The sequence below is a fragment of the Streptomyces sp. NPDC058741 genome (assembly GCF_042746715.1).
Lineage (GTDB): Bacteria > Actinomycetota > Actinomycetes > Streptomycetales > Streptomycetaceae > Streptomyces.
The window spans coordinates 133077-145980 of sequence record NZ_JBHYQH010000002.1; the positions used below are offsets into that span (position 1 = coordinate 133077).

General features: G+C 73.9%; 8 protein-coding genes. 1 reads left to right on the top strand and 7 read right to left on the bottom strand.

The genetic code is table 11. The features are described from left to right. Entirely contained in the window at positions 1-1830 is a 1830-nt protein-coding gene (locus tag ACFW6P_RS02080) for a DUF6350 family protein (RefSeq protein WP_386422727.1), read from the bottom strand. A gap of 507 nt (positions 1831-2337) precedes the next feature. Between ACFW6P_RS02080 and ACFW6P_RS02085 the strand changes: the two genes are divergently transcribed. Further along, positions 2338-3504: an RNA polymerase sigma factor gene (locus ACFW6P_RS02085; protein WP_386422782.1), complete on the top strand. Its 1167-nt coding sequence runs from the start codon at positions 2338-2340 to the stop codon at positions 3502-3504. Between the two features lie 134 nt (positions 3505-3638). On the opposite strand, the gene sucD is transcribed toward ACFW6P_RS02085, so the two are convergent. The 6 genes from sucD to ACFW6P_RS02115 all read right to left on the bottom strand — a co-directional run bounded on the left by sucD (position 3639) and on the right by ACFW6P_RS02115 (position 12841). Further along, positions 3639-4523: a succinate--CoA ligase subunit alpha gene (sucD, locus tag ACFW6P_RS02090; RefSeq protein ID WP_386351553.1), complete on the bottom strand. Its 885-nt coding sequence runs from the start codon at positions 4521-4523 to the stop codon at positions 3639-3641. Between the two features lie 21 nt (positions 4524-4544). Next, on the bottom strand, positions 4545-5723 hold the full coding sequence (gene sucC / locus ACFW6P_RS02095) for an ADP-forming succinate--CoA ligase subunit beta (protein WP_386351556.1): 1179 nt from the start codon (positions 5721-5723) through the stop codon (positions 4545-4547). A 672-nt stretch (positions 5724-6395) separates the two neighbouring features. Next, complete coding sequence (locus ACFW6P_RS02100; RefSeq protein ID WP_386351559.1) at positions 6396-6974, bottom strand: hypothetical protein; 579 nt, start codon at positions 6972-6974, stop codon at positions 6396-6398. A gap of 945 nt (positions 6975-7919) precedes the next feature. Continuing rightward, entirely contained in the window at positions 7920-9086 is a 1167-nt protein-coding gene (locus tag ACFW6P_RS02105; protein ID WP_386351562.1) for a VWA domain-containing protein, read from the bottom strand. Between the two features lie 139 nt (positions 9087-9225). Further along, positions 9226-11631, bottom strand: coding sequence for a DUF5682 family protein (locus ACFW6P_RS02110; protein WP_386351565.1), 2406 nt, complete (start codon positions 11629-11631; stop codon positions 9226-9228). A gap of 79 nt (positions 11632-11710) precedes the next feature. Beyond that, complete coding sequence (locus ACFW6P_RS02115) at positions 11711-12841, bottom strand: AAA family ATPase (RefSeq protein ID WP_386351568.1); 1131 nt, start codon at positions 12839-12841, stop codon at positions 11711-11713. Positions 12842-12904: the final 63 nt, after the last annotated feature.

A 12904-nucleotide genomic window follows, 5' to 3' on the forward strand; every position in this document is an offset into this window, starting at 1 on the left:
TCAAGGGGCTTCCGGGAGGGAGTGCGGGGCCTCGTCCTGATCCCGGTTCGGGTCCTGACCTCGGTCCTGGTTTCGTCCCTGGTTTCCTTCCTGGTTTCGTCCCTGGTTTCCTCCCTGGCCCGCGCCCTGGTTTCGGTCTCGGTCCTGATCCCTGTCCTGGTGCAGGTGCAGGTGCAGGTGCAGGTCCTCGTCCTCGGGTTCGCTCTCGCCTGACGGGTGGGGCGTCTCGGTCTCCGGCGTGCTCTTGACGGCTTGGCGGGAATCGCCCCGATCGGCTTGTCCCGCGTCGTCCAGCATGTCCCACTCGGCCGCGCCGGTGCCCGCCGCGCCGGTGAACCACGTGTCGCGTGGACGTGCCGCCTTCCGCGGCCGTCCGGCTCCGGGCCCGTCCGCGTCCTGGGCCCGCTCCTCCCGCTGCCTGCCGATCCTGGGCTCGTCCGGCCGGAGCGAACGGCAGTGCCAGGCCCGTGCGCCCAGCGCCGTGGGGACCGCGAGCAGGACCAGCCAGACCAGGGCCGCCAGACCCACCTGCCACCACACCGGGCCGAAGCGGGCCAGCACGGAGACGCCGAGAGGACCGCCCGCCAGCGCCGCGAGGCCCGCCAGTACGGCAGCGCACAGCAGGGCCGCCAGGCAGGTCGCTCGGACGGTACGGCCCACCGGCCAGACCTCGGCCTGCCCGCTGTCCGGGCGCGTCTCCCCGCTCCCCGGGTGCGTACCCCCGCTCCCCGCGCCGGTCGCCGCCGCGGCCACCCGTCGGCCCAGTACCACCCCGGCCGCCACCGGCAGCAACCCGGCCGCCCAGTGCACCGGCGTCCCCGGCCCCTCCCCGGGCACCGCCGCCAGCAGTGGAAACGGCGGCAGGAACGGCGCCGGCGCGGAGGACAGCGGGCTGACGACGTGACCGGCGCCGAGAGCGAAGCCGGGTCCGAGCGCGTACGCGGCACCCCACACCGCAGCGTTCGGCAGCAGGGCCGCACACAGCAGCAGCACCGCGAACCGCCCCGACCACCCCTCGGTCAGCCGGAGCAGCGCGCCCTGGGCCACCGCACCGTGCGCCAGCAGCGACAACACCATCAGCACCGCACCGCCCGCGACGAGCACCACCAGCCCGGCCGCCGCGGCCCGCACGGCCACACCCGGGCGCCCGTCCGGACCGAGGACCAGCGGCCGAACGCCCACCGGCAGCACGCCCAGCACCCGCCGCAGCGGCCGGCTCCGACGGCCGTACGCCGACCACACCCCCGCGCCCGCCGCCACCACGGCGACGACCGGCACACACACCACGGTCCACGGCCACGACGGCCGCAGCGGGCCGCCCGCCGCGTACAGGGCGGCGGGCGCGGCGACGGCGAGGTACCCGAGGACCACGCCGGGCCAGGAGGTGCGGGCCGGGACCAGGGGCGGTCCCTCGTGTCCCTTACCGTCCCCCTCGGAACCGCCTTCGCCCCCGGTCCCCGTCATCCGGCCGTACGCGGCGTCGCGCCCCGCCCGGTGCAGCAGCCACACCGGCAGCGCGAGGAGCAGGAGCGGGGGGACTCCGAGGGGGGCTGGGGTGCCGGAGAGCGTGTCGACGCGGATCAGATCGGCCCCGTGGGCCAGCAACCAGAGGGCAGCCGCGACGTGCAGCGCACCGCCGGGGCCGCTGTCGGGGTAGGGCGAGCTGATCCACAGCAGCACCACCAGCACGGCGAACGACGCCAGTCCCAGGCCCGCCGCGACCGCACCACCCACGAGGCCGCCGCCCAGTCCGGGCGAACGGTCACGCATCCGGTGGAGCAGGGGCGATGACGGACGTCGGCGAGCGGTCATCTCGATCACGCCCGCCATGCTCCCAACGACACGCGCTTTCCCGTCGTAACGGAAGAACCACCGCCGTGTCGATCAATATATGTTTATGTACTTTTCCGCACGGAGGGGTGCCCTGTGACCCAGAGCCCTGCGAAGCCGCTGCCCTCGCCGAAGGAACGCCGACGCCTGCGTGAGGCCGCCTCGCTGACGCGGGCTCAGCTGGCCTCCCGGGTGGGTGTCACCGGCGCGACGGTGCGCGGATGGGAGACCGGCCGCGCGACGCCACGCGGCCGGAAAGGGCAGAAGTACGCGAAGCTGCTGAACTCGCTGGCGAGCGAGGCTGAGCTGACGGTGCCTCAGGAGGCTGCCGGCGAACTGGAAGGCGGTGGGGATCGGGACGGGGTCGCTGTTGAGGAAGGGCTCGGGGTTGAGGAGAGCGGGGAGGGTCGGGGGGGCGGGGCGGGTCACCAGAGCGGGGCGGGTCGAGCAAGTAGCGCAGGTCACGAGAGCGGAGTGGGTCAAGAGAGGGTCGGCGGTTCCGGGCGGTTGGCGCGTGGTGGGCTGACGTCCAGGCGCGCGGGGCGGAAGGCCGGGACCGCCGGGCGCACGACCGACGCCACCGCCGGAGGCCGGGCCGCCACCGACCAAGGCCCCGCCGCCACCGACCAGGGGGGAGAACCTGCCCCCGATCGTCCCCGGCCCCCCGGCCGAGGCCGCTCCCCCGCCCCGGACGACGACAGCCGCTTTCCGGCCCTCGACCGCAGCGGCCTGTTCCCCGCCCTGGACCGCGGATGGCCTCCCTCCTCCGACCGGGCCCTTCCTTCCGCCCCCGGCCGGGACCGTCCCTCCGCCCCCGACGGGAGGCGCGACCCTGGCCGTGCCGCAGGGCCACGGCGGCCGGGCGAGGGGCCCGACACGCTGACACCCGACCAGGCCTTCGACGCCCTGTACTCCTTTTGCGCCCCCGCACTGGTCCGGCAGACCTATCTGCTGACCGGGCGCCGGGAGCTGGCCCGGGAGTCGGTGGAGCGGGCGTTCCAGGTCGCCTGGCAGCGCTGGCCCGAGGTGGCCCGGGACCGTGACCCGGCGAGCTGGGTGCGGACCACGGCGTACGAGTGCGCGCTCTCCCCGTGGCAACGGCTGCGTCCGCGCCACCGGTGTGCCGAGCCGCCACCCCCCGGCGCCCAGGACCGGGCGCTGCTGGACACGCTGCTGAAGCTCCCGCCCTCCTACCGCCGCACCCTGCTGCTCTACGACGGCGTCGGACTCGGACTGCCCGAGACGGCGGCGGAGACGGAGGCGAGCACCCGCGCGGCCGCGAACCGGCTGTTCCACGCGCGGGAGGCGGTCGCCGAGCGGCTGCCCGAACTCGCGGACCCGGAGGAGCTGCACTGGCGGCTCGTCCAACTGGCCTCCACCGCACGGCTGCGGGCCGCCAAGCCGTTCGTCGTCCGGCGGGGCGGAGAGCGCCGGGCCCGCCTGTGGACCCGGGCGGCCATCGCCTTCACCGTCGCCCTCATCGGCACCACCGCCCTCACCCTCCACACGGCACCCACCCGTTACGAACCGCCGGTGCCCCCGGGTGAGGCGGTCCAGGGCGTACCGCCGCCCGTGGCGCCCGGCCCGCTGTCGGAGCGGGAGCAGGAACTGCGCGCGAAGCTGCGCGAGGAGGAGCAGAAAGGGCCGGAGCGACTCACACCACAGGCGGGGTGACGGCCTCCACGGGCTCGGATGCCGCGGTAAGTGCCGGGCTCGGATGCCGGGCGCGGAGACGGCGACGGGCCCGCCCCCGTGCGGGGAGCGGGCCCGTCTGCGAGCCGGCCCCGCGGCTCGCCCTACGGCGTGGTTCAGCCGGCGAGGATCTCGCGGGCCAGCTTGGCCGTCTCGGTCGGGGTCTTGCCGACCTTGACGCCGGCGGCCTCGAGGGCCTCCTTCTTGGCGGCGGCCGTGCCGGAGGAACCCGAGACGATGGCGCCGGCGTGGCCCATGGTCTTGCCCTCGGGCGCGGTGAAGCCCGCGACGTAGCCGACGACCGGCTTGGTCACGTTCTCCTTGATGAAGGCCGCGGCCCGCTCCTCGGCGTCGCCGCCGATCTCACCGATCATCACGATCAGGTCGGTGTCGGGGTCGGCCTCGAAGGCGGCCAGGGCGTCGATGTGGGTGGTGCCGATGACGGGGTCGCCACCGATGCCCACGGCCGAGGAGAAGCCGATGTCCCGCAGCTCGTACATCATCTGGTACGTCAGCGTGCCGGACTTCGAGACCAGGCCGATGCGGCCCGGCTTGGTGATGTCGCCCGGGATGATGCCGGCGTTGGACTGGCCCGGGGTGATCAGACCGGGGCAGTTCGGGCCGATGATCCGGGTCTTGTTGCCCTTGGACACGGCGTACGCGTAGAACGCGGCGGTGTCGTGGACCGCGATGCCCTCGGTGATGACGACCGCGAGGGGGATCTCGGCGTCGACGGCCTCGACGACGGCGGCCTTGGAGAAGGCCGGCGGGACGAAGAGGACGGACACGTTCGCGCCCGTCTTCTCCATCGCCTCGGCGACGGTGCCGAAGACCGGGATCTCGGTGCCGTCGATGTCGACGGACTGACCGGCCTTGCGGGGGTTCACGCCGCCGACGATGTTCGTGCCGTCGGCCAGCATGAGCTTGGTGTGCTTCATGCCCGTGGCACCGGTCATGCCCTGGACGATGACCTTGCTGTCCTTGTTGAGGAAGATAGCCATGGCTGTTCTGTCCCTCGTCCCTTACTTCGCAGCCGCGAGCTCGGCGGCCTTGTCGGCCGCGCCGTCCATGGTGTCCACGCGCTGGACCAGCGGGTGGTTGGCGTCGGAGAGGATCTTGCGACCCAGCTCGGCGTTGTTGCCGTCGAGGCGGACGACGAGGGGCTTGGTGACTTCCTCGCCCCGGTCCGCGAGCAGCTGCAGCGCCTGGACGATGCCGTTGGCGACCTCGTCACAGGCGGTGATGCCACCGAAGACGTTGACGAACACGGACTTGACGTCCGGGTCGCCGAGGATGATCTCCAGGCCGTTCGCCATGACGGCCGCGGAGGCGCCACCGCCGATGTCGAGGAAGTTGGCGGGCTTGACGCCGCCGTGGGCCTCACCGGCGTAGGCGACGACGTCCAGGGTGCTCATGACGAGACCCGCGCCGTTGCCGATGATGCCGACCTCGCCGTCGAGCTTGACGTAGTTGAGGTTCTTCTCCTTGGCGGCGGCCTCGAGCGGGTTGGCCGCGGCCTTGTCCTGGAGAGCCTCGTGCGCCGGCTGACGGAACTCGGCGTTCTCGTCCAGGGAGACCTTGCCGTCCAGGGCGATGACGTCACCGGAGGCGACCTTCGCCAGCGGGTTGACCTCGACCAGGAGGGCGTCCTCCTTGATGAAGGTGTCCCACAGCTTGACGAGGACGTTCACGACCTTGTCGGCGACCTCGGCCGGGAACTTGGCGGCCTCGACGATCTCGCGGGCCTTGGCCTCGGTCACGCCCTCGTTGGCGTCGATCGGCGTCTTGGCGACGGCCTCGGGGCGGGTGGCCGCCACCTCCTCGATCTCCACGCCGCCCTCGACGGAGGCGATGGAGAGGAAGGTGCGGTTGGCACGGTCCAGGAGGAAGGAGACGTAGTACTCCTCGACGATCTCCGGGGCCGTCTCGGCGATCATCACCCTGTGGACCGTGTGGCCCTTGATGTCCATGCCGAGGATGTTGGTCGCGTGCTCGACCGCCTCGTCGGGGGTGGCGGCGAGCTTGACGCCACCGGCCTTGCCACGGCCGCCGACCTTCACCTGGGCCTTGACGACGGACTTGCCACCGAGGCGCTCGGTGGCTGCGCGGGCCGCCTCAGGCGTGTCGATGACTTCACCGGCCAGCACCGGTACATCGTGCTTGGCGAAGAGGTCCCTCGCCTGGTACTCGAACAGGTCCACGCGCTTCCGTCCCTATCAGTGATCTCGCGGTTCGTTGTCTGCGTGGGCGTGCCGCGAGGGCAACGTGACGTCCGCTGTCTGTCACAAGGGAGGCGCACACGGTGTCCGAGCGCGCGGCATGTCCGTCTCGCAGGTTATCGCTGCTTCCTGGAGGCCCCTAAATCGAGGGTCACACCTGAGCGGTGATACCTGTCACATGATGCCGCGCTCTCTGGCACGGCGTGCCGGGGGTGAGGGGCCTCACCGGGCTGGGGTTGACCCGGTGAGGCCCGCCTGACACCCCGAGGGGACCACGCGGCCCCTGTTCGGGACCCTGATCCCCCCGGTCGCGGGCCGGCTGGTCCCCTCCCCAACGGGAACCAGCCGACCCCATCCACGACGCCCTGACCCCGGCCGACCGACGGATTTCGGACGGCACGGGGTGGTGGTCGTGGAGCTCTTGGGTGGTGGGTGATGAGTGGTGAATGGCGAGTGGTGCTGCGGGGTGGGCGAGGGGTGGCTGCGCAGAGCCGGCTGCGGAGACGGGTGCCCAGCGGGTCGACCCGATGTCCGGGGCCCGGGGCTTGGGCCCGGGGCTTGGAGCCGGGGCTTGGAGCCGGGACCCGGGGCTTGGAGCCGGGACCCGGGGCCTGGGGCCGGGAGACGTCTGCGCTGCGCGGGACTCCGGTCCGGCTAACCGGGGAAGAGAGGGATGTCCCGGTGGCTGTCCCGGGTTCCTGCCGCCTCACCGCGGACCGCGAGAACAGCCAGGAGCTGCATCGGGGCACGGTGGCCCGGGGTGACGGCGTGCGCGTCACCGGGGCGGGGGCCGCCGCCGTCGGCGGCGACCCGGTTCCCGAACGTGCCGTCGGACCGGCTTCCGGGAGCCCGGCCTGATGGGGAGGGCTCGACGTGGGCGGCCGGCGCGGCGGTGTGACCCGCGCGTCTGGTGGGGTGCGTGGGGACGGAACGGCCCTGCAGGACGTCGCGGTGCTCGTCGGCCCGTGCCCGGACACTCGCCCCGGCGCGAGCCACTTCCGTCGCCTCGGACCGCCCGACGGGGCCTTGTGCCTCAGCGGCCGGCACGGCAGCCCCGCCGAGCTGCGGGACGGCCGCGCCCGGCGCGGGGAGGATCCGGCCCGGAAGGGCCGGGATGCCGGGAACAGCGGGGGCACCGGGCACGCCCGGCAGCGTGACGTCACCGCCGGGCGGAGGAGCGACGAGCCCCGGCAGCGACTCGGCGAGGCCGGGCAGCTTCGGCAGGCCGGACACGACGGGCAGCCTCGACGGCTCCGGCAGCCCCGACGGCTCCGGCAGCCCCGGCAGCCCCGATGGCTCCGGCAGGTTCGTCAGCTCCGGCAGCTCCGGCAGCTCCGGCAGGTTCGTCAGCTCTGGCAGTTCATGGATGACGGGCAGAGCAACAAGGCCCGGAAGGACCGGGGTTTCCGGCAGGTCGGGCAGCCCCGGTGCACCGGGCGACGGCGGCGGCTCGGGCAGGGCCTGAAGCCCTGCGCGCCGGGGCAGTTCCGGCAGAGCCGCCGGCGCAGGCGACCCGGACGGTACGGGCAGCTCGCGCGGAACCGGCAGCCCACGCCGCTGGGACCCGGGCGGCAGCCCGGGCGGCGTCGGGAGGTCAGGCGGTTCAGTCCGCGTCGACGGCACTGCCGACGGCGCGGACTGACGTGACGACGAACGCGATGACGAACGCGATGACGAATCAGACGACGAACGCGACGGTGACGGCGAGAGCGACCGCTCCTCCACCCACGCCCGTACCTTCGGCTGCAACTGCGCCGAGCCTTCACGTACTGACGCCTCCCCGGCCCCCGCGCGGAGCCCAGCCGGAGTCCAGCCGTCCACCGCATGGGCCCGCTCCCCGCACAGCAGCCCGAGGAGCAGCACCCCGCCCACCAGCAGCGCCACGTGGAGCGCACGCCGCCCAGCCGCTGCGCGCAGCATGTGCGACGCGGCAGGGGGCAGGGCGGCTGACCAGGTCAAGAGGGGGCGCTTCCTCCTGTGTGACGGAACACGTGCGGCGCTCACGCGTCACGGGCGGGAACGAGTCGGCACGACGCGGTACCGGGCAGGCGCCGATCCTCGCACGGGAGTGCGGAGGTTACGCAAGCCCCTCCTCCCCGACGAGCCGCCCGAGGGGAGCTCATGTCCGTTTTGCCTGACCCGCATCGGCCGGCGGCGCACGGACAAGCTGTCACCAAGTCACCCGGCGTCCGGTATCGGCAGCGGCCGCTTCTCGATCGCCGCCGCCATCACCTCCGGGAACAGATCCGGTGTGCAGGCGAACGCCGGTGCGCCCAGGGCCGCGAGCGCCGCCGCGTGCTCCCGGTCGTAGGCCGGCGCCCCCTCGTCGGAGAGCGCCAGCAGCGTCACGAACTGCACCCCCGACGCCTTCATCGCCGAGACCCGCTTGAGCATCTCGTTGCGGATGCCGCCCTCGTAGAGGTCGCTGATCAGCACGACCACCGTCTCGGCGGGCCGGGTGATGTGCGACTGGCAGTACGCCAACGCCCGGTTGATGTCCGTGCCGCCGCCCAGCTGCGTGCCGAACAGGACGTCGACCGGGTCGTCGAGCTGGTCCGTGAGGTCCACGACCGCCGTGTCGAAGACGACGAGTCGCGTGGAGATCGTCCGCATCGAGGCGAGCACCGCTCCGAAGACCGATGCGTACACGACCGATGCCGCCATGGATCCCGACTGATCGATACAGAGGATGACCTCCTTCTTGGTGGACCGGGACGCCCGTCCGTACCCGATGAGCCGCTCCGGCACGATCGTTCGGTACTCGGGCAGGTAGTGCTTGAGGTTGGCCGCGATGGTGCGGTTCCAGTCGATGTCGTGGTGGCGCGGCCGGTTGATGCGGGCGCTGCGGTCGAGCGCGCCGGTGAGGGTGGCCCGGGTGCGGGTGGCGAGCCGCCTCTCCAGGTCCTCGACGACCTTGCGCACGACGGCCCGTGCGGTCTCCTTGGTCGTCTCCGGCATCGCCTTGCTGAGGGACAGCAGCGTGCCCACGAGGTGTACGTCGGCCTCCACCGCCTCCAGCATCTCCGGCTCCAGCAGCAGCGTGGCGAGGCCGAGCCGGTCGATGGCGTCGCGCTGCATGACCTGCACGACGGAGGACGGGAAGTACGTCCGGATGTCACCGAGCCAGCGCGCCACGGACGGCGCGGACGCCCCGAGCCCGGCCGAACGGTCCCGGCCGCCCTGCTGTCTGCCGTCCTTCCTGCCGTACAGGGCGGTGAGCGCCCCGTCCATCGCCGCGTCCCGCCCCGACAGCGCGCATCCGGTACCGTCCGCCGCGTCGCCGCCGAGCACCAGCCGCCATCTCCGCAGCCGCTCGTGCGCCGGGTCCGTCGCCTCGGGCGTCATGCGCGTCCTCCCGTGCGAAGCCGTTCCCAGAGGGGGATCACCGGTACGGTCGTCGCGGGCCCGCTCTCCGCCCGGGGCCCGTGGCCCGCCGTGTCCCCCGCCGCCGATCCGGTCGTCGGCCCGGTCGCCGCGTCGGTCGTCATCCCGTCATCCCCATCGGTTCGTCGAGTTCGTCGTTCGTGGTCGCCTCGTCCAGCCCGAGCAGCAGCCGCACCACCGGCAGCACTGCGTCCGCGCGTGCCGTGTCGAGGTCGGCGGCGAAGCCGGGCGTGCCGGAGCCGGCCGCTGTCGCACCACCGCCGCCCGGCCCGCGCCGGACCAGTTCGCCGAGGGTCCGGCGCACCCCCGGTTCGTACGCCGAGAAGGTCCGCCGCAGCAGGGGCAGTACGTCCGTGAACGCCTCCGCGGGCACCCCGGTCAGCCACACGTCGACCAGCCCGAGCAGCCGCTCGTCGTGGACCAGGAGCATTCCGCCGCCGGAGCCCCCGCCGACGAAGCCCTCGATCCACGCGGCCGCGTCCGCCGGCGGCGTCCCCGGCGACAGGACCAGCCCCATGAGCCGCGCCGCCTCCTCCTGCGCCAGCTCCCCGTCGTCGAGCAGCAGCCGCACGGCCCGCCCGCGGATCACCCCGGGCACGGTGTCCCGCCCCGACAGCACCCGCAGGACCGACTGCCAGCGGGCCCGCAGCCGATCCCCTCCCCCGGCCGGCGCGTCGCCCAGGAGGCCCACGGATCCGTGCACCGCGTCCACATGGCGCCGCATCTCCTCGGCGGCGTCGGCGTCGAGCGCGGCGCACGCCGGGGGCAGACCGACGAAGACCCGCCCGGCCAGGCCCGCGGCGACCTCCGCGAGCGCTCCGGTGTCCGTGCCGCGCACATCGCCGTAGCGCAGGGAGCGGACCAGGGCCGGCAGCGCCTGGGCGAGGCGGCCGACGTCCGAGTCGAGGGCCGCCCGGTCGGCCAGGATCCGCATCACCGCCGGGAGAACGCCGGACAGCTCGGCCAGCAGGCAGCGCTCCGCGAGGGCGGTGACGTCGGCGAGCCCCTCGGCCGCGACGGCGTCCGCCTCGGCCTTGGCGGTCGCGGCGCACAGCACCGTCGTCCCCCACACCCCGGCCTCGGCGACCCGCACGGACAGCTCGGGCTCCCAGCGCAGCCGCCAGGTCTCCCGGAACGTCCCCGTGCTGCCCCGCGAGGCGACCGGTTCCCCCCAGGCGACGCCGAGCAGCCGCAGCCGGTGCAGCAGTCTGCTGCGGGCAGCGTCGTTCTCCTTGCGCAGGTCGAGCTCCAGCTCCCGTTCCAGCGCCTCCGGCTTCAGCCGCAGCCGGCGCTGGAGCCGGGCGAGATCCCGCTGCAGCGGGACGGCCGGCGCCGACGAGGGCACCTCCCCCAGGACGTCGCCCACCACCAGCCGGTCGTGGACCAGCGCCAGCGGTACGTCCGAGCCCTCGCACATCACGGCCCGCACCGCGTCGGTCGTCTCGCTCAGGCCGGGCAGCGGACGGCCACGCATCGCGGCGAGCGTCTCGGCCAGCCGCACGGCCTCGATGACATGGGCGGAGGAGACGATCCGGTCCTCGTCGCGCAGCAGCCCGGCCACCTTGGTCAGCCACCGCTCCACCGGCCGGTCCGGGGCGCTGAACAGGTGCCCGTACCAGCCCGGCGAGTCGATGCCGGCGCCGTAGCCGCTGACGCGGGACAGCCGGCGGTGGGTCCACGGCACCCAGGTCATGTCCGTCTTGACCTTGGGCAGGCCTTTCAGCAGCGCGCGGTCAGCGGCGACGGTGCTTCTGCGCCGCAGCGCGGGCACGTGCCACGCCCCGCACACGACGGCCACGCCGTCCTCGAACTCCCGTTGCGCGTCGCGTATCCGGAGCCTCATGTACGCCTCGCGCACCAGGTCCCGGTCGTGTCCCCCGCTGCCGTAGGCCTCCCTCAGCGCACCCATGGCCTCCTCGAGCGCCGAGAACGGAGCGAGCGCGTCCTCCTGCCCGGCGCGCCGGTGCTCGACGACGTCCTCCCACCACCGCTCGGCGTCGTCGTGACCGGCGGCCTCGGCGAGCACCCCGAGGGGATCGATCCGGACGTCGTGGGGACCGCGGCCGGACTCGCCGTCCCCCTCGGGGTCCGCCGGCTCGGCGTCCAGCGGGGCCTCACCCTCTCCTCCCGCCCCGTCCTGCGGCCTCTGCCAGGCCAGTGTGTGCGTGGCCGGCAGGTCGATGAAGCGGGCCGGGACGCCGTGTTCCAGGGCCCAGCGGACGGCGACCCACTCCGGGGAGAACTCGGCCAGCGGCCAGAACGCCGAGCGGCCGGGCTCGTCCACGGCATGGGCGAGCAGGGCGACCGGCGGCCGCATCTCCTCGTCGGCGGCGAGCGGGATCAGCGCGTCGGCCTCGGGCGGCCCCTCGATCAGCACGACCCGCGGCCGCGCCTCCTCCAGCGCCGCGCGTACGGCCCGGGCCGATCCCGGCCCGTGGTGCCGCACCCCGAGCAGCACCGGCCCCGCACCGGCCCGCCGCTCCGCTGCCGTCTGCACCACCGTCACCCGCTTCCCTCCTGTCCCCTGTCCGTACCGGCCGGTCCCCGCCCCGCGTCCGAACCCGCCGGTCCCCGCCCCACGGCGCTCACACGCTCACCTCGCGGCAGGCGCGGTAGAAGTCCTTCCAGCCGTCGCGCTCGCGGACGACCGTCTCCAGGTACTCCTGCCAGATGACGCGGTCGGCCGCCGGGTCGCGGACCACCGCGCCGAGGATGCCCGCGGCGACATCGCTCGGCCGCAGCACGCCGTCGCCGAAGTGGGCCGCCAGCGCGAGCCCGTTGGTGACGACGGAGATGGCCTCGGCCGTGGACAGCGTGCCGCTGGGCGACTTGAGCTTCGTGCGCCCGTCGGCCGTGACACCGTCGCGCAGCTCGCGGAAGACCGTGACGACGCGGCGGATCTCGTCGAGGCCGTCGGGCGCGGCCGGCAGGTCGAGGGAGCGGCCGATCTGGTCGACGCGGCGCGAGACGATGTCGACCTCGGCCTCGGGGCTCTCGGGCAGGGGCAGCACGACCGTGTTGAAGCGGCGGCGCAGGGCGCTGGAGAGGTCGTTGACGCCGCGGTCGCGGTCGTTGGCCGTGGCGATCAGGTTGAAGCCGCGGACCGCCTGCACCTCCTGGCCCAGTTCCGGTATCGGCAGCGTCTTCTCGGACAGGATCGTGATGAGCGTGTCCTGCACGTCCGCCGGGATGCGGGTCAGTTCCTCGACCCGTGCCGTCATGCCCTCGGCCATGGCCCGCATGACGGGGCTGGGTACGAGGGCGTCCCGGCTGGGGCCGTGGGCGAGCAGCCGCGCGTAGTTCCAGCCGTAGCGGACGGCCTCCTCCGGTGTGCCGGCCGTGCCCTGCACCAGCAGGGTGGAGTCGCCGCTGACCGCCGCGGCCAGGTGCTCGGAGACCCATGTCTTCGCCGTGCCGGGCACGCCGAGCAGGAGCAGGGCGCGGTCGGTGGCGAGGGTGGTGACGGCGACCTCGACGATGCGGCGCGGGCCGACGTACTTGGGTGTGATCACCGTGCCGTCCGGCAGTGCGCCGCCGAGCAGGTAGGTGGCGACGGCCCAGGGCGACAGCTTCCAGCGGGCCGGGCGCGGGCGGTCGTCCTGCGCGGCCAGCACGGTCAGTTCGTGGGCGAAGGCGTCCTCGGCGTGCGGTCGCAACGCCTGGGCCGCTGCGGTCTCCCCCGCTTCGACGGACATCGGCTCAACGGACACAGTCATGGCAAGGTCCCCCTCCGGCTCAGCCGCCTCGGATCTGGTGTCCACCGTGCACCACACCACTGA